Annotated in this window: 14 protein-coding genes; 6 read left to right on the top strand and 8 right to left on the bottom strand. The window is 50.8% G+C overall.

Annotated elements, in window-relative coordinates:
* Nucleotides 1-3 precede the first annotated feature (3 nt).
* Nucleotides 4-1,110 (bottom strand): low temperature requirement protein A, encoded by a 1,107-nt coding sequence (locus tag LACPH_RS10935; protein WP_306386926.1) that lies wholly within the window; start codon nt 1,108-1,110, stop codon nt 4-6.
* Between the two features lie 178 nt (nt 1,111-1,288).
* Between LACPH_RS10935 and LACPH_RS10930 the strand changes: the two genes are divergently transcribed.
* From LACPH_RS10930 to ppdK, 3 genes are all read left to right on the top strand, one after another.
* On the top strand, nt 1,289-1,960 hold the full coding sequence (locus LACPH_RS10930) for a 2,3-bisphosphoglycerate-dependent phosphoglycerate mutase (RefSeq protein WP_087912717.1): 672 nt from the start codon (nt 1,289-1,291) through the stop codon (nt 1,958-1,960).
* A 160-nt stretch (nt 1,961-2,120) separates the two neighbouring features.
* Nucleotides 2,121-2,708, top strand: coding sequence for a CBS domain-containing protein (locus tag LACPH_RS10925; RefSeq protein ID WP_087912716.1), 588 nt, complete (start codon nt 2,121-2,123; stop codon nt 2,706-2,708).
* Nucleotides 2,709-2,868: 160 nt separating this feature from the next.
* Complete coding sequence (gene ppdK / locus LACPH_RS10920; protein WP_306386925.1) at nt 2,869-5,499, top strand: pyruvate, phosphate dikinase; 2,631 nt, start codon at nt 2,869-2,871, stop codon at nt 5,497-5,499.
* 121 nt (nt 5,500-5,620) lie between these two features.
* Here the strand turns inward: ppdK and LACPH_RS10915 are convergent, their stop codons facing one another.
* The 7 genes from LACPH_RS10915 to LACPH_RS10885 form a co-directional block, all read right to left on the bottom strand.
* A complete protein-coding gene (locus LACPH_RS10915) occupies nt 5,621-7,675 on the bottom strand; it encodes a KUP/HAK/KT family potassium transporter (RefSeq protein WP_010492273.1) in 2,055 nt (684 codons plus the stop codon).
* Nucleotides 7,676-7,835: 160 nt separating this feature from the next.
* The gene (locus LACPH_RS10910; RefSeq protein ID WP_306386924.1) at nt 7,836-8,714 is read right to left on the bottom strand and encodes an ATP-binding cassette domain-containing protein; all 879 of its coding nucleotides are present in this window, start codon (nt 8,712-8,714) and stop codon (nt 7,836-7,838) included.
* A 14-nt stretch (nt 8,715-8,728) separates the two neighbouring features.
* Complete coding sequence (locus tag LACPH_RS10905) at nt 8,729-9,922, bottom strand: ABC transporter permease (RefSeq protein ID WP_306386923.1); 1,194 nt, start codon at nt 9,920-9,922, stop codon at nt 8,729-8,731.
* The gene (locus LACPH_RS10900) at nt 9,922-11,022 is read right to left on the bottom strand and encodes an ABC transporter permease (protein ID WP_306386922.1); all 1,101 of its coding nucleotides are present in this window, start codon (nt 11,020-11,022) and stop codon (nt 9,922-9,924) included. Before LACPH_RS10900 ends, LACPH_RS10905 begins: the two co-directional genes overlap by 1 nt.
* Nucleotides 11,023-11,238: 216 nt before the next feature.
* Nucleotides 11,239-12,585 carry a C1 family peptidase gene (locus LACPH_RS10895; protein WP_306386921.1) on the bottom strand — a complete coding sequence of 449 codons (1,347 nt, stop codon included), beginning with the start codon at nt 12,583-12,585 and terminating at the stop codon, nt 11,239-11,241.
* 130 nt (nt 12,586-12,715) lie between these two features.
* Nucleotides 12,716-14,035 (bottom strand): C1 family peptidase, encoded by a 1,320-nt coding sequence (locus LACPH_RS10890; RefSeq protein ID WP_306386920.1) that lies wholly within the window; start codon nt 14,033-14,035, stop codon nt 12,716-12,718.
* Nucleotides 14,036-14,469: 434 nt separating this feature from the next.
* Nucleotides 14,470-14,760: a GNAT family N-acetyltransferase gene (locus LACPH_RS10885; protein ID WP_025013303.1), complete on the bottom strand. Its 291-nt coding sequence runs from the start codon at nt 14,758-14,760 to the stop codon at nt 14,470-14,472.
* A 266-nt stretch (nt 14,761-15,026) separates the two neighbouring features.
* Here LACPH_RS10885 and LACPH_RS10880 point away from each other — a divergent pair, with 266 nt between their 5' ends.
* From LACPH_RS10880 to LACPH_RS10870, 3 genes are read left to right on the top strand one after another with little or no spacing between them, the layout of a single operon-like run.
* Entirely contained in the window at nt 15,027-15,566 is a 540-nt protein-coding gene (locus LACPH_RS10880; RefSeq protein ID WP_025013302.1) for a dCTP deaminase/dUTPase family protein, read from the top strand.
* A gap of 19 nt (nt 15,567-15,585) precedes the next feature.
* Nucleotides 15,586-16,950 (top strand): DNA repair protein RadA, encoded by a 1,365-nt coding sequence (radA, locus tag LACPH_RS10875; protein ID WP_010492253.1) that lies wholly within the window; start codon nt 15,586-15,588, stop codon nt 16,948-16,950.
* A 20-nt stretch (nt 16,951-16,970) separates the two neighbouring features.
* Nucleotides 16,971-18,086, top strand: coding sequence for a PIN/TRAM domain-containing protein (locus LACPH_RS10870; protein ID WP_010492251.1), 1,116 nt, complete (start codon nt 16,971-16,973; stop codon nt 18,084-18,086).
* The last annotated feature ends 99 nt before the right edge of the window (nt 18,087-18,185 follow it).

Genomic DNA, 18,185 nt, shown 5'->3' with positions numbered 1-18,185 from the left:
ATCCTAATAGGTCGGTCCATTGGGATGTAAGATGAATTGCCAAAGATAAAGCGTGTCGGCGAGGAGGTAGGCGGTCAAGCCAAGCAGGAAGGGCAGCGGCATAACCGATGTCATCAAGCTGTAAACGCCGAAGATCAAAAGTGAGAAACCCAAGTAGAACCAGCGCTTGAAGCCAATGTCAATCCGCTTGACCGGGTAAGCACTTAGGTAACCGATGAGGCTAAAATAGTAGACAGCCAAAGTGAGGGTGATAGCAAAAGCAAACCACTGCGGATCAAGTAAGTGCGCCAACCATAAGTGGATCAGCGTACTGAGACTGAGAATCGCGGCCATGAGCGGATAATGTAGATGGATCACCGCTAACCCGCCATTTTTCTGCCGGCGATTGAGGCCGTTATCATAGACGAGTTGATAGGCCACAAACAACAGCATGACGACCAGGAAGAAAAGTGCTGCCGGGAAGGAAAGACCGGCATAGACTGTGTCCGCCACGCCAATAATCGATTCACCGAAGATCAACAAAACCAGTAACGCGTACCGTTCGCTTAAATGGGCGAGATCGGTCAGTGGGGCTCTATTTGGTCGCCAAACCAGGGATGGCATCAGGGCGGCGCCGATAATTGCCACAAAAAAGACAACGAACGAAAGGGTATAGGGCTTTAGAAAGAGCGATATCAAAGCAATCACGCTACCGGTCGCAAGTGTCAGTCCGGATATTTTGGCGAGGGTCGCATGACTTTTTCGCCAAGTCAGGCCATATTCGCTTGCCAGACTCAAAAATAGAACTGCCATACTCAACTGAAACGGCCACTTGGTTGTAGCGAGATCGCTGGTGATGGCGGTGCTTAAAACGATGACCCAGAACATGTTGAACAGGCTAAAAAGGTTGTGGCGCCATTGGGGATGGGAAAACTGATTCGTTAAGACGGTCTGGTAGGTCCAAATCACCCAAAACACCAGCAGCATCAATAAAAATTCCCCGATTATTTGCGGTGCGATCCTGCCATGCACCGGCAAAGCCAGGGTTTGCGCCATGCGACCAACAGCATAGGCAAAAATCAAATCATAAAAAAGCTCGACCATCGTGACCGATCGAAGCGACTTGGCCATGAGCATCCTTCTTTCTAAAAGCTAAGGCAGTGCTCGCCTTGCTTGTCTCAATATATAGTAGCCTATCATTTTCGTGACTTGGCGGCAAAGCAGTTGCTGCCAAGCCGGATTCGGATTCGGTCGGACTACCCTAATTCTGCTGAGATTGTTATACTAGTTTGGTTAGGGAGGTTGCGATTTGGTCAAACTAGTCCTTTTACGCCATGGCGAAAGCATTGCCAATCAACAAAATACTTATACCGGCTGGTCCGATGTGGGGTTAACCGCGCATGGTAAGGCGCAAGCAGCCGAGGCCGGGAACAAGATCGCGACAACCGGGATCCTGTTTGATCATGTCCATACTAGTGTGCTATCACGTGCCATCATGACTGCCTACATTGTGCAGGACAAGATCGGGCAGAATTACCTGCCGATTACCAAAAGTTGGCGACTGAATGAACGGCATTATGGGGCACTGCGCGGGATCAACAAAGACCTGACCCGCAAACTTTTTGGCCCGGATCAGGTTGCCAGCTGGCGGCGCAGTTTTTACGCGCATCCGCCGTTGCTGGCGCATCCCAGTCGTTCGCGACGGTACCACCAGTATCCGGCCACTATTATTCCGCGGGGTGAAAGTCTTGCGGATGCGAGTGAACGCTTGCTGCCGTACTGGAGTGCCGAGTTGGCGCCGCGGCTCATGGCAGGCAAGAATCAGCTCATCGTGGCCCATGGATCAACGCTACGGGCGCTGGTTAAGTACATGGAAGACATCAGCGACGCCGGTATCAACAAAGTCGAGATCGGCAATGCGCAGCCGATTGTCTATACACTTGATGATCACTTGAAGATTCTTAAAAAACAAACGCTTTGAAGATAATTCCGGCAAGGTCGGTTTACCCGATGTGCCGGATTTCTTTTGGCATATTCCAGCTTTTTAAGGTTGAATATCACGTCATATATCTCAAAAATGTTATACTGTTGATTATAAAAAGGAGGGGGCACCTACGCAACTTACCAAACGTCAACGTAAAATTGTTCAGCTGTTGAAAGCTGACAGCCCCATGACCGGGGAAACATTAGCGGCCAAGTTAAAAATCAGTTTGGCCACGATTCGGGCCGATTTGCGTCTGCTGACAACGATTGGCATTCTGGATGCCCGGCCTAAAGTAGGTTACGCTTACCAGGGTGCCAGCATTTTACCGGCCGGCAATGAGGCGTTGTTTAAAACGGCCATTGCCAAAATCCTGCTTCCACCAACGGAAATCAAGCTCACGACCTCGATGGAAGAGGCGGTGACCAAGCTTTTTATCGCCGATGTTGGCTCCTTGTATGTGCTGGATGATGACGGCGCCTTGGTTGGCTTGATTTCGCGTAAAGATTTGCTGCGGGCCAGCTTTACCGATCGCGATACGACATTGCCTGCCAGTATCGTGATGACTCGGATGCCCAATGTCGTCACCGTGACGGCTGATACCACGATTATGGACGCCAGCAAGTTGCTGCTTAAACACAACGTTGATTCATTGCCAGTAGTCCAAAACCGTGGTGACACGCATGTCATTGGAAAAATTACCAAGAATCGCATTTTTAAATATCTGATCGAAACCCTTGCCCCATAGGCTGTTTGGCGAATACTGCCAGCAGCTTTTTTCTTGCTTTAAAAAAATTAAAAGAAATAGGCCAATTTTTAGGTGTAAACGCTTGCAATTTTCGAAACTAAATAATACATTATATAGCGAACATATATAACGTCATATTTAACGAATGGGAGGATTTGTGATGAAACAAATCTATGCGTTTGCAGAAGGCAACATGGAGATGCGGGCTTTATTGGGCGGCAAAGGCGCTAACCTTGCCGAAATGACGAATCTTGGTTTACCGGTTCCTCCGGGATTCACCATGACAACAGCGGCCTGCCATGACTATCAGCAGCAACATGGCCTGTCGGATGCCTTGTTGGCCGAGCTGGACGAACATTTGCAGGCATTGGAACAGGCTACCGGGAAGCGTTTTGATGACCCGACCGCGCCACTGCTGGTTTCGGTTCGTTCCGGCGCACCGATTTCGATGCCTGGCATGATGGACACGATTTTGAATATCGGATTGAACGACCAAACCGTGCAGGCGCTGGCAACGCTGACGGCGGATACGCGTTTCGCCTATGATAGTTATCGCCGGCTGCTGGCCATGTTCGGGAATGTCGTCTACGGCCTGTCCGAAAGTGCGTTTGATGATGTTTTGACCGCGATCAAACAGGAAAAGGGGTACACGTCCGATCTGGCGTTAACCACCGATGACCTGAAGCGGATTATCCAGGCCTTCAAGCAGCTGTACACAGACGCAGGCAAATCGTTCCCTCAATCGCCCAAAGCTCAAATCTTAGCGGCGATTGTTGCAGTGTTTGAATCGTGGAACAATCGGCGCGCAGTGATTTATCGGCGCGAAAATCATATTCCCGAAGACTTGGGCACAGCCGTTAATGTGCAGACCATGGTTTTCGGCAACGCCGGTGAAGATTCCGGTACCGGGGTGGCCTTTACCCGCGATCCGGCGACCGGCGACCGCGCCTTGTTTGGTGAGTATCTTTTAAATGCCCAAGGTGAGGATGTTGTCTCCGGCGTGCGGACGCCGCAACCGGTTGCGGTTTTGCATGAGCAGATGCCGGAAGTTTACGATCAGCTGGCAGCGATCGCCACGACTTTGGAGCAGCATTATCGCGACATGCAGGATCTTGAATTCACGATCGAACACGGCGAACTCTATCTCTTGCAGGCGCGTAACGGAAAACGGACGCCGGCTGCTGCGGTTAAAATTGCCGTCGATTTGGTCAATGAAGGGCTAATTGATCGGCAGGAAGCCTTAATGCGGATTGAGCCGAAATCGCTGAGTGACATGTTGCATCCGGAATTTGACCCACAGGCATTGGCCGCCCATGACGTTTTGGCCACCGGGTTGCCGGCATCACCCGGAGCGGCAACCGGTGAAGTTTACTTCACCGCTGCGGAGGCCAAAGCTGCGCACGAAGCCGGTCATCAGGTTATTTTAATGCGGCAGGACACCTCACCGGAGGACATTGAAGGGATGATCGTCAGTCAGGCGATTGTCACCGCTCGCGGCGGCATGACCTCACACGCAGCAGTGGTTGCCCGCGGCATGGGAGCCACCGGCGTCGTGGGGATGCACGCGCTGAGTGTCGATGAACACGCCAAAACAGCCACAGTTGGCGACATCGTGCTTCATGAAGGCGATTGGGTATCGGTCGATGGCACAACCGGGCACCTTTATCGCGGGCGCATCACAACCACCGCCGCCATGGTTAAGGAAAGCCTGGCCACCTTGCTGGATTGGGCCAAGGCGGCGAGTCGGATGGGTGTTTACACTAATGCCGACACGCCCAAGGATCTGCAGCAGGCGCTCACTTTTGGTGCAGATGGCATCGGACTAACCCGAACCGAGCACATGTTTTTCCAGCCGGAGCGGTTGTTGCAAATGCGGCGGCTGATTTTGGCAAAAGATGCGGAAGGCCGCAAAGCACCGCTGGCTGCCTTAGAGAAAATGCAGGAACAGGACTTCTATGATTTATATCGTCTGGCAGCAGGTAAAAGTGTCACGATTCGCTTACTGGATCCGCCATTACATGAATTTCTCCCGCATGATTTACGTGAAATTAGCGAAGTTGCTAATGAACTGGGACTGGAACAGAACCAGTTACGCGAGCGGATGGCGGCGCTGAAAGAAGTCAATCCGATGTTGGGCCATCGCGGCGATCGCTTAGCCGTTACCTTCCCGGACATCTACGCCATGCAGGTTCGGGCGATGATGCATGCGGTCTTCCGGTTAGCCGATGAAGGCGTCACGGTGGCCCCGCATATCATGATTCCGCTCACCAACTCGGAAACCGAATTGCGTTGGGTACGCCGACTGGTGATCAACGAAATCGAACAGATGGCCTCCGCTAAAGGCATTCAGGTGACGTATGAAGTCGGAACGATGATCGAAACACCGCGCGCATGCGTCACCGCTGACGCTATCGCCAACGCCGCCGATTTCTTCAGCTTCGGCACCAACGATCTCACCCAGTTGACGTTCGGCTACTCGCGTGACGATGTCGGCTCATTCCTGCCAGCCTACCTGGAAAAGAAAATCCTGCCAGCCGATCCATTCCAAACGGTTGATACAGAAGGCGTTGGCACGTTGATGAAGATGGCAATCGACAAAGGCCGCACGACGAAATCGCAGTTGCCGATCGGCGTCTGCGGTGAAGTCGGTGGCGATCCAGATTCCGTTGCCTTCTTTGACAGCATCGGCGTTAGCTATGTTTCCTGCTCACCATACCGCGTCCCCGTTGCGCGACTGGCCGCAGCCCAGGCAACGTTGCGGGCCACGACAAAGGCAAAGGCCCGTTCGTAATCCGCAATGACCGATATAAAAATAATCGCGATTCAGACCATATAAAAAGATGCACCCAAGTCAGCAGCGAAATTTTGCTTCATGACTTGTGGGGCACCTTTTTAATTAATTTGGCTTCGACTTAATCGTCTTCGTCTTCAGCCTGAGCATCAACCTGCGACCGGCTTAGTCGCGTTAATTTGGTAATCGGAATCTTCCCCAGCACAAGCGGTACAGTTTCATCTAGTGTATCGGCATATTCCAGGCCGAACCACTGAGCTGGCGAAACGGTCACGCGCTGGAGCCACAGCCGCGCCTGAATGATGGTTTTCTGGAAACCTTTGATTTGAGTTTGCGGTGACAATTCTTCATGCAAAAGTACAAACGTCCAGTCACCGACCTGCCGATCCGGAATTGTGGTGTATTTCTGCGGCTGGGTTGGCAATTCGCCTTCGCGCATCATGTCATTAACAATCTGCCGCAGGAAAACGTTGACCTGTTGCTCCATCCGGAAGCCTAGGAACAGCTGGACATTGACCATGTAGTCGGTGCCGTAAGTGTCAGTCGTGTATTCGGCTGTGTAGGGTTCATCGGTAACGTTGACCGTTACAAACCAATAAACCTGGGCACGTTTTGGCCGTTTATCCAGAATCGAGTACAGGATTTCTTTTTTGATGTAGTGGTCATTGGCAATCTGGGTCATATACACCAAATTGGTGGTATAAGTCGGATAGTTCGGATCGCTACGTAATTCGGAAAGCTGTTTTTTATAAGCGAATAGTGAAGCCATTTCTGCCCGGTACGTGTTGTCGTCGCGAATCCGACCGCCGTATTGCCAGACAAACATAATCGCTAGGATCACAAAGGCAATCATTGCGGTGACATAGCCGCCATGGAGAAACTTAACGGCACTGGAAATGAAGAAGACCGTTTCGATGGCGCCAAAGAAGATCAAGGTACCCAGTGCGATCACAGTCGGCGCGTGGTGGACCCGTAAGTATTGATACAGCAGCAAGGTGGTCATCAACATGGTAATCGTGATGGCCAATCCGTAGGCGCCTTCCATTTCGGCACTGGTCTTGAAGTAGGCGATGATTGCCAGGCACGCTACCCACAAAATGGTGTTAACAACCGGGATGTACAGCTGGCCTTTAAGCCGGGTTGGATAAACAATGTGCAACCGCGGTAGGAAGCGCAGTTTAATGGCTTCGGAGACTAACGTGTAAGAACCGGAAATCAAGGCCTGTGACGCAATAATCGCAGCTAAGGTTGCCAAAATAATCGCACCCAGCCGGATACTTTCTGGCAACATCTGAAAGAACGGGTTGAAATCACTGATTTTATTGAACGCTGTCACGTGCGAATTGCGGTCCAGCCACACTGCCTGGCCAAAGTAGTTCAACACCAGACAGATATTAACATAAGGCCAGCTTAAGTATATGTTGCCACGCCCCACATGGCCCATGTCCGAATACAACGCTTCAGCCCCGGTGGTCGCCAGGAAAATGCTGCCTAAAATAAACAGACCCATTTTATTATCCGGGCTAACCAGCAAACGCAGTGCGTAGTATGGATTCAAGGCGCGTAACATTGACCAGTCTTTTGACAATGCGAGAAAGCCGGCAACGCCTAAAAAGGTGAACCACACAAACATAATGGGGCCGAACGCCTTACCGATGAGATCAGTACCAAAGCGCTGAATGAAGAACAAAAAGGTAATGATGAAAATCGTAACCCAAATGACTTGTTGCTGATTGTCAATCAGAATATTGCCATTGATGTGGACGCCTTTGAGCCCTTCGATCGCCGTTGTCACCGTCACAGCCGGCGTCAACATGCCATCAGCCAACAAAGCAGCCCCGCCGATCATGGCTGGCAGGACTAACCAACGGGCACGCTGGCGAACCAGCGTGTACAAGGCAAAAATACCACCTTCACCGTTGTTATCAGCCCGCAATGCGATCAAAACATACTTGATCGTCGTGATGATGAGCAAGGTCCAGAAGATCAACGAAACAGAACCGACCAAAAAATCGGTATCAAAATGTCCCATGCCGCCGTTTCCGGCAACGATTGACTTCATAACATAAAGCGGCGATGTTCCGATATCTCCATAAACAACACCGAGTGTTACAAGTAAAGCCGCGGCAGAAATTTTATGCTTCAGCTTCTTATTAGCAGCCAAGCCTGACGCCATTCGTGCACCCCCTGAAAAGTAATAACGCCATTGTAGCAGAAACATGCGCCAATGTAAGGCAGATATGCTTAATTCATTTTACGAAATTCCGCGTGATCATTGTCATTAAGTAACGAAAGCCGCGGGTAAGCGGTTTTGGGTCATTAGGACAAACTGTCAATTAACGCTCGGCTTCGTAAAATTCATTGAAGTAAGTGTCAAGATCCAGCGGCGCCAATTTAAAGGCAATGTGATGTGCGGCAAGTCCCAACAACAGTTGATTGAAATGTTGGCCGGGAAGTTCATTAACCGGCAAAACCAATAGGCCATTCGGGTAATGTTGCCATGGCATTCGCGGCAGACGGTTGGCGTTGTCGGCCGCCACTTGGATGTACAGCGGCTGCTGCTCGTGCTGATCAATCGTTTTGATGATTTTGCCATCACGCATAAAGTAGATCAGGTCGGCATAGCCCTGCAGATTGTTCAATAAGTGCGACACGGTGATAATCAGCTTGCCTTCCGCCCGCAAGCCGCGCAGAATTCGCGACATGCGCGCGACGTTGATCGTATCCAGACCGTTCATGAACTCGTCCAGCAGCATAATCGGCGTGTTTGCCGCCATGACCATGCCGAAGCAAAGCCGCTGTTTCATCCCCATCGAATAGGTACGCACCGGCTGACTGACATAATCGTGCATATCCAGTGCCGTGATGATTTGCTTGACGCTTTTTTTCCGGTTATGCCAAAGTCGGGCGTAATATTCCAAATGTGCTTTGCCAGACAAGTCGGGATAAAGGTCGTCTTGAACCGGGAAAAGACACATTTGGCGATGCATCGCAAGGCTTTGCTTTTGACTGCCATAGGTTTGCCCGTCTAAGACAACCTTACCGGATTGCGGCTTGAGGTCATTCAAGATCAGGCGCAACAAGGTGGTTTTACCTGTCCCATTAGGCGCCACGATGCCCACAATCGAGCCACTGCTCATGGTGAGACTGATGTTGTCAATGACATGCGGCTTATTTTTAAAACTCAAAGCGAGACTTTGTAATTGCAGTTCCATTGTGAGACCTCCGTTTACTTGATAATGGCGGCGCACCGGCGATGCGTGACGATGAACAGCACGAGTTCAAGAATGAGAATCATACTGCCAATAACGACGACTGCAGCCAGCGGACTCATGCGACTGGTATCGTAACGAAAATTCTGTAAGCCGCTAACGATTGCCGCCGGATTCATGTAACCCGGCAAGTAATACGCCGTTTGCGGAACCGAAAAGGCAATGCCGTGCATGAAATAAAGTGGCTCGCCAAATAGTAACAAGGCACTGACGACCAGCCCGACCAACTCGTTATGGAAAAGCAGCTGGCACAACAGGTTCAGGCGAATGAACAGCCACATTAACAAGAGGGTTAGACCAAGAATCGTCGGCAACGCAATGCCAAGCGCTAAGGGATCCAATTTAATCGACATGCCGTCTTTAGCATAATACGCAATCGCGGCCGACAATGACCCCAGACCGTGTTGGGGGATGACAAAAGCCGCAATGATGGCGACGGCCGCCACTAAAAAACCGGATAACGCCGTGAAAACCGTGAATGTTTTGGCATTGACAGCATGCCAGGGACTGATCGGCAACAGGCGGGCAATGCTGCGATGGCGTTGTTCGCGCGTCAGCAAGTCGTTGGCAAACAAAATCGTGACGATCAATAACGCTGTTAACCAGCCACCGGCCGCACCGCGAAACAGGGTTTGCCAAAAGGTCTGTTGCTTAACCATGGCCGTGTCGGGATGAGCCTGTTTAGCTAGCGGTTCCAGCGAACGGTACATGGTCGCATTGGCAAAGGCCGCGTCGGCATCAGGGTACTGGCGATTTTCAAAGTAATAGGAAAGCGGATAGTGAAACGGGCTGGTCTGAGCATCGGGGTTGGCAGCATTTTGGGCTAAAAACGCAAGGTAGTGCAGCGTTGCCTTCACATACGCCTGAGTGTGCTGCTGCTTTTGGGCGTTTAACATGCGTGTCTCGATGTTGGCAAACTCACGGGTAGCTGGTACCCACTTAGCTGTCAGGGGACCATGAGGCTCATTGACAAAAGCCACATTTTTATCGCGATCGCGGGTCAGCGCATTTCTTGTCGGCAGCTCGGCAGGCACGTTGTTGGGTGGAAAAAAGACAAATTGACACAGTAGCGCAACCAAGGCAATGCCGATGACGGCTAAGTTTTTGCGGTTGGTGAGCAGTTGGTGGAGTTGAAACCGAAAATAGCGCATCAGGCATCCTCCTTTTTAACGCGATAGCCAAAAAGCCCCAGATTGACGATGGCCCAGCCAAGTAACAGGGCTGCACCGACGCCCACGCTGGCAAGCGGCTGATTGAGCCGGTCAACCAGCGTGCCGCTTAAAGTGGCGTAACTATCGAGATAAGGAAACGGGAGGAACCAAAGAAAATGGAAGAGTTGCGGCAACATCAGTGGCGAGATGGCAACTGCCGCCACAATGAAGGTTGTCAGATAGGCATTCGTGACCCATGTGTTAAGCAGCATACAAAAACTAATGATCCAGATGCCGGCTAGTAGTGTCAGTCCGCCAAACAGAAGAAGGTACTGCCATAACGGTAGCAACGTTTGACTCATGACGGCCAGCGGATAGTCAGTATCACCGATGCCGTTGAATAATGCCGGCAACGCAACGATCGCCAGCAAGCCGACCGTCAGAATCAGCAGATAAAATCCGGTTAACGTCAGGAGTCGACTGCTGCCGGCCACGCCAGCCGTCAACGGGCGCGCGGTCATGAGTGTCTGGTGACGCCGCCGTTCGACCCAACTATCGCAGGCAAGCAAAATAGCCGCCACACCGGTGAGCCAACTGAGATAAGGCAAGATAGTGACTATGTAAGCAGTGCTGGTTGTCACCCCGGTAACGGCAGGTTTGTCATCATTCTTTAGTCTTGTGAGCGTCAAAACATCGCCTTTTAGCTGATGAAGCGGCGGCAATGGCATCGTGTTGATCGCTTTAAAATGTCGCTGCCGCATCTCCAGCTGCGCATTGCGTAAGCTCAGCAAGCCGTTCCGCGTTGTATCGGGCTCGCTAAGCTTAATCCCCAAGCCAATCACGCCGGTTGCCGAATTCTGCGCGTCCAGATTCGCCAGCAACGGCTTCTGTGATTTACTCAACGTATCCAGATTATATTCGGCATAATTAGCCACCGCCGCATTTGCTGTCGCCTGTGCCGTCTGTCCGACATCCAAACGATGCGTCCACATCAAAGCAAAAAAGCCAATGATAAAAGCCGCAACAAACAACCCTGCCAAGGCAAGATTCTTCCGCGAATGAACCATTTGACGCCAATCAAAACCCAACTGTGTCCCCATACCCGGCCTCCATTTCGAAAAATGACTTTAATTCGGTTGCCATCAGAATACCACAATTCAGGCAGAGCGCGAACGGGCCCGCTTAGAAACCGAAATGTAAGGGCCTGTAAGCGCGTTTCAGTGCCAGACAAAAAAGGACAGAAGCTCTTCGACCATCCCCATGTGCCGAAAAACTTCTGTCCCTATTTTTATCGCCGCCAGTTCAATTCACTGACACTATCTTGATGCCAGAGCACCCATTGGATCCCAAGGTGCCAGAACGGTTGGCTTGGCGTATTCGTTTTTGATGACGTCCTGCAATTCGGTTGGCAGGTACTTCTTGGAAATAACGACTTGATAGACAAATTGATCGAACCAGTCGTCGCTTGCCACGAAGTAACCTTTTTCGCCGACCTTGTCACCCCAAGAGTTTTCGACCTTCCATTTGGTTGGCTTGCCGTCAACAATGTCAACGCCAGTCAGAACCATGGCGTGGGTCATGAGACTTTCGCCATAGTCGAGGCGTTCTGCTTTTGTCATGGTGAAGTCGGTGTTGAAGAGGTCATCTTTCTTGTAGATGTTGGTGTCCAGAATACCGAGTTGACGATCAGAACTTTGACCAACATCGGAGCCGAACCAGACGGACTCACCGGCCTTGAGCTGCTTGATGGCCAAAGCCTTGAAGGTATCGATGTCGAGGTTCAGGTGGCGGACTTCGCGACCGCCGACCACGTTGCCAAGCATTTCTACGGTATAAAGGTGGTTGTATGGCTTGTCGGCCGTTGGTGCGTTGATAATACTTTGATAGTCGTCAAGGTTCCAGCCAACATACTTCTTGAAGAAAGTTTGCGGGGTCAGTTCGCGATCGATATGGTAGTTTTTATCATCGTCGCGATATTCAAAGTCGAATTTAGTTGGCGGGTTGCCTAAAGCGTAAGCCAAAATCCGGTAGTCTTCTGCCAACATCTTTTGCTTAGCTGCTTCGATATCGGCATCGCTGGCTTTGTCGGCCACTAACTTGCGCAGTTTAACCGCGTCTTTGCGCAACTTCAGGTTGAGTAAGCCGTTTAATTCGTTACTCTTACTTGAGTTGTATGTTTCCGGCATCACTGACTTCGGCACGATGCCGTATTTTTCGATCAATGCGGACAACATGTCCCATTGGCCGCCGTCTTGTTGCGGGGTGGCCAAGAGGAACGCAACTTTACGGCTGTCCAGTGGTTGATCAGCGGTTTTTAAAACATTTTCATAAAAATAATTGGACTTTTCAAATTTATCCCAGAAGTTGGTATAGTTTTGGGAAAGTTCAAAGTCTTTGATCTTGAACTGGGCCTGGATGCCGTGGCGCATCGTATTGAGCGCGGCAAACATCCAGCAGCGGCCGCTTTGCTTTTGGTTGGCAACGGCGCCAGTCTCAAGTTCGATCGAGAAAGTCGGCGTCATGGCCACTTTGCTGTCGGTGTTTTCAGCCGTGGCGTTGATGCCATTGTTCATAACCGCTTTTTGTAAGGCAGCGGCACCGGGTGTGGCTTGCAGATCCTGTTTGAACTGATCCAGATCGCCAGAAGTAATTTCTGCAGACATTAAGATAGACACTCCTTTTTATTAAACATTTGATGATGAAGCAGTCGGCAGTCAAAAGGTTGCAATATCCAGTTGGCTGCCCTTGCCGCCTGAATGAAGCGACAAGCATAGTCTAGCATATAACCCGTGTTTAATTCAGAAAATCCCACACAGGCAGGTTGATCGGCGTGGTTTGAAGGGCGGCTTGCTCCGCTTCGGTCAGGAGGCTCTTGCGAACGACGATTTCATAGACGTACTGGTCAAACCAACTCGCATCGGCAACAAAGTAACCGTCATGGCCGTTGTCTTTGCCCCACGAATTTTCGACTTTCCATTTTGTTACCTTGCCATCAACGACATCTGCACCGGTGAACGTCATGGCGTGCGACATTTCGGCTTCAGTGGTCACGATTCGATCTGCTTTGTCCACGTGAAAATCAACGTCGAACAAGTCGTTGTAGTTGAAAAGGCCACCTTTGAGCGTACCGGATTTTCGGTCCATATCGGCCAGGACATCATTACCGAACCATACGACCTCACCGGCTTGCAGTTGCGCCAATGCCAGTTGCTCCAGGCGTTCAGGCGGGAGGTTCAGGATCGTTAAAGGATGGCCTTCAACCACGGTATTGGCCGCCTTGATGGCATAGAGCTGTTGATATTTTTTGCTTGGCTCAGGATCGCTGGCAACCACGATGTAATCATCAAAATGCCACTTGACGTACTTTTTGAAGAAAGTTTGCGGGGTCAAGCCGGTATCACGGTGATATTGTTTCTTGTCATCGCGATATTCAAAATCGAAAGTCGTCGGCGGGTTGCCGAAAGTATAGGCCAGGATGCGATAAACCACACTGAGTAGTTCACGTTTTTTAGCGGCAATCGCGTCTTCACTGGCATGTTGCTGCTTCAGCGTGCGCAAGACTTTGGCGTCTTTGCGCAGTTTCTCGTTCAAGACACTGTTTAATTCAGCCGTTTTGTCGCTGTTGTATGTTTCCGGCATGACGGACTTTGGAACCAAGCCATACTTTTCAATGAGCGCGGCTGCTTGGTCGTAGTGGCCGCCGTCTTGATCCGGTCCGCTGAGGTAAGTGGCGACTTCGCGATCGTCGAGTGGCTTATCGGCCGTTGCCAAAATATTTTCATAGAATAAGTTGGCTTTCTCCAGCCGGTCGAAAAAGGCATTGTAGTTTTGCGAGAATTCGAAATCTTTCAGGCCGAATTCATCCGCAATGCCGTGGCGAACCGTGTTTAATGTAGCAAATAGCCAGCAGCGGCCGCTTTTCTTCTGGTTGGCAACACTGCCGGTGTCAAGGTCGAGCGAGAATACTGGCTTCATGTCCTCGCCGTCGATGGCTTCGCGACTAGCCGCCTGTGGTCCGACGTTTTGGACCGTGCGACTGCGGGCAGCGGCGGCGGGATGATGCGCGAGCTGCTCTTGAAACGCCTTAATCTGATCAAATGTAATTTCTGACATAGCGAGCCCCTTTTCTTAGTGCATTAAAGAAACCTTACCTCAATTTAATTTGAATTTAAAGATGGAAAGGGGGATGTAATTAAAATTGGCGCAAGCAGATAAATGTTATGCTAGGAGTTCCATGCCTTGCCAATCTCCGGCCAGATGGGGCTGGAACGCTGTGGGCACGACTTCGAACCCGCAAAGCCCGCGGTTTCGAAGCTCGGCCTTGTTGTAGGTGGGGCAAAAAGCGCCCCACCAACAACAATTCCACGGCTGAGCCCCATCTGGCCTACGATTGCTCCGCTTTGGCACTAGGATTTTTAAAACTTGAATCATCTATATTACCCGAAACCAAAAGAAAACGCACTTCCAATTTTTAACAATCGGAAGCACGTTCGCTTCTGTAAGCTTGACGTTTTGACCGTGAGTTATGCTCTGGCCTCACTCAACATTCAGTTATCCTTCACCGGCCGCAAAACATCGGCATATTCCGGATGGTTGTGAAAGGCATGCACTGCGTATGAGCAAAGTGGTTCAATGGTTTTGCCTTCTTGACGGGCGGCGGCAACGACCGCTTCGATGAGTTGGCCGGCGATGCCTTGACCGCGAAGGCTTTCGTCAACAAAAGTATGATCGACCGCCCATGCTTGGCCGTCGTCAATTGATTGATACGTTAATTCGGCCAGCAGTCGGCCATCCCAGTCGGTATTGAAAATCCGGCCCGGTTCGTGTTGAAATTCCATCTTAACCTCCTTGGTAAAAGTGCGTGAGCGTGAACTGGCGCGTTATGGTTGAGCATCCAACGCATTGCACCGTCAGCGCTACTTTTACCGAATCCAGTCACCGTGACGCTCGGGTCAATTTTGTTAATGCGATTGACCAGCCGCGTCCGCACTCCAAATTTAGCAAGAAAACGGTATAATTACAAGAAGGAAAGCCTTTTCAGCATGGTTGTCAGCTGGTGCCGCGTGTTATGATACCTTGGACACTACTTATATGGAGGTTCATTATGAAGACCCGTGGTTTTGAAATTGTTTCAAAGTATCAGGATGACGACCTGACCCTGCCAACGCGCCAAACCAAGCAGGCAGCAGGGTATGATTTTTACGCGCGTGAGGATTTCTTGCTGAAAAGCATCTGGCGGTATGATTTTATTCGGCTTTTTCGTCTGATTAAAAATGAACGCCCGCTGACCAACAAGGATTTCGAACGGGCTGAGCAGATCTTGAAACCGTATTTGGTGCCAACAGGTATAAAGGCGTATATGCAGCCTAATGAAGTACTGGTTTTGGCTAATCGCTCCAGCAATCCGCTTAAGCACGGCCTGACGTTGCCCAATGGGATTGGCGTGATTGATGCCGACTATTATGACAATCCGGACAACGAAGGCGAAATCTATATTCAGCTACTGAATTTCTTCCCCCGCGACGTGATGATTAAAAAAGGCGACCGCATCGGGCAGGGCATCTTCATGCCATTTTTACTGGCCGATGGTGATCAAGGCGGGCTGGCTCAGCGGCAGAGCGGTTTTGGGTCAACCGATCACTAGTTAATATTGAAGGGATAATATGGCGAAAGCAAAAACACAGTACGTATGTCAAAATTGTGGTTATATTTCAGCCACTTATTTAGGGCGCTGTCCGAATTGCGGTGGTTGGAATACGTTGGTTGAAGAAACCGTCAGTTCAACCAAGTCGGCACCGCGGCAGACGCGGGCAGGCAGTAAAGTCAAGCCGATGCGGATGGATGAAGTGACGGTTGCCAAGGAAACGCGGGTTAAGACCGGTCTGGCGGAATTAAACCGTGTGCTTGGTGGCGGCGTGGTGCCGGGATCGCTGGTTTTGATTGGCGGGGATCCCGGAATCGGTAAATCAACCTTGCTATTGCAGGTGTCCGGACAGTTAGCGAGCACTGGCGGTACCGTTTTATACGTGTCCGGCGAAGAAAGTGCCAGTCAGATCAAAATGCGTGCCGGGCGCTTAGGGGTTGCCAATTCGGGGATGTACCTGTATCCGGAAACCGACATGCCCAGCATTGAAGGTGTTATTGACCAGATGCAGCCGGATTATGTCGTGATTGACTCGGTTCAAACCATGAATGTACCGGATATGAACTCGGCAGTCGGTTCGGTTGCCCAGATTCGCGAAGTCACGGCCGAACTGATGCGCATTGCCAAATCCAAAGGTGTAACCATCTTCATCGTCGGCCACGTCACCAAGGAAGGCGCGATTGCCGGCCCTAAAATTCTTGAGCATATGGTCGACACCGTGCTTTATTTTGAAGGCGATATGCACCACACTTACCGGATTTTACGGTCGGTTAAGAATCGGTTCGGCTCCACCAATGAAATCGGCATTTTTGAGATGCACCAAAATGGCCTGCAGGAAGTCGCCAATCCCTCGGAAATCTTCTTAGAGGAACGGCTGGCTGGGGCGACCGGTTCGGCGGTGGTGGTATCGATGGAAGGCACGCGACCGATTTTGGTGGAAATCCAGGCCCTGATCAGCCCCACAATGTACGGCAATGCCAAACGTACTAGCAGCGGATTGGATCATAATCGCGTCAGCTTAATTATGGCGGTGCTGGAAAAGCGCGCCAATCTCATGCTGCAGAATCAGGACGCTTACCTGAAAGCCACTGGCGGCGTTAAGTTGGATGAGCCGGCGATTGACTTAGCGATGGCCGTTGCGATTGCCTCGTCATATCGCGACAAAGAGATTCCGCCGACGGATTGTTTTGTCGGTGAAATCGGCCTGACCGGTGAAGTGCGCCGGGTGAACCGCATTGAAGATCGGGTCAAAGAGGCGGCCAAGCTAGGTTTTAAGCGGATTTTCGTGCCGCGTAACAACCTGCAAGGCTGGCACGCGCCCAAAGATATTCAAGTCATTGGGGTTACAAGCATTGCCGAAGCGTTGCATAAGGTTTTTAATTAGAAGAAGAGAGGAGGCATACCATGAAGAAACGAATTGTTTATTTGATTTTCGGCTTGATCGGCATCGGGGTCGGCATGGGAGCATTACCGGCGCTTTGGGAAGCCATTGGTTGGCAGCATCACCTGATTGTTAACAACCTGCTGACCAACGGTTTAATCGGCGCCATCATTTTCCTACTACTGGCCAGTCTCAGCGTCAACTGGATTCTGGGACGGTTAAAAGTGCTGGAAAAGACGCTGAACACCAAATCACCAAGCTACTTACTGTTTGGTAGCCTGTCGACCACGATCGGCTTGATTCTGGCCGCAATTATTTCGATTCCGTTGTATCGGTTCATCGCACCGCTGAATATCTTCCTACCACTCATCATCATGCTATTATTCGGTTACTTGGGTTTTCGGGTGGGTACGACACGCAGCGAAGAATGGCGGCGGCTATTGAATTTCCGCAACCGCCGGACAGCAGATACGGACAACGACCAGGTCCTCGAGCGTAAAGTCGGCGATCATTTTCGCAAATACAAGCTGCTCGACACCAGTGTCATCATTGACGGCCGGGTTCAGGCCATTGCCAAGACCGGGTTTATCGAAGGCACGATGCTGGTTCCGAACTTTGTTTTGCATGAACTGCAACTGATTTCAGACTCGGCGGATTCGATGAAAAGAATGCGTGGCCGCCGCGGATTGGACATTTTGAATGCCATGCAAAAGGATAAAGACATTCATATTGAGATGTACGAAGGCGATTTTGACGATTTAACCGAAGTCGACAGCAAGCTGCTCAAGCTCGCTAAATTGCTCGATGGCATCGTCATGACGAATGACTTTAACCTCAACAAGGTCGCACAATTTCAAAATGTACCGGTGCTCAACATCAACGCATTAGCCAATGCCCTAAAGCCCGACGTGATCCCCGGAGAAAACATGACGGTCACCGTCATCAAATCCGGCTCCGAACGGCAACAAGGTGTTGCATATCTCGACGATGGCACGATGGTGGTGGTCGAAGACGGCAAGTTCTACATGAACAAACCGCTCGAAGTCATCGTCACCAGCGCGCTGCAAACGGCCGCGGGGCGCATGATCTTCGCGAAGCCGGCACACCAGCAAAAGGCGATCCGGGATAAGGAAAAGTAAATATTGTGGATGTTAAAAGGCGTTGTCCCGAGTTGGGGCAGCGCCTTTTGAGTATGCACTTTTTTCAGAGTATGTTCATTTGCCTACTTCGCAAATGAA

This window comes from Lacticaseibacillus parahuelsenbergensis, from assembly GCF_030770265.1.
GTDB classification, from domain to species: Bacteria; Bacillota; Bacilli; order Lactobacillales; family Lactobacillaceae; genus Lacticaseibacillus; species Lacticaseibacillus casei.
This window is presented reverse-complemented; position numbering and strand designations above follow the sequence as displayed.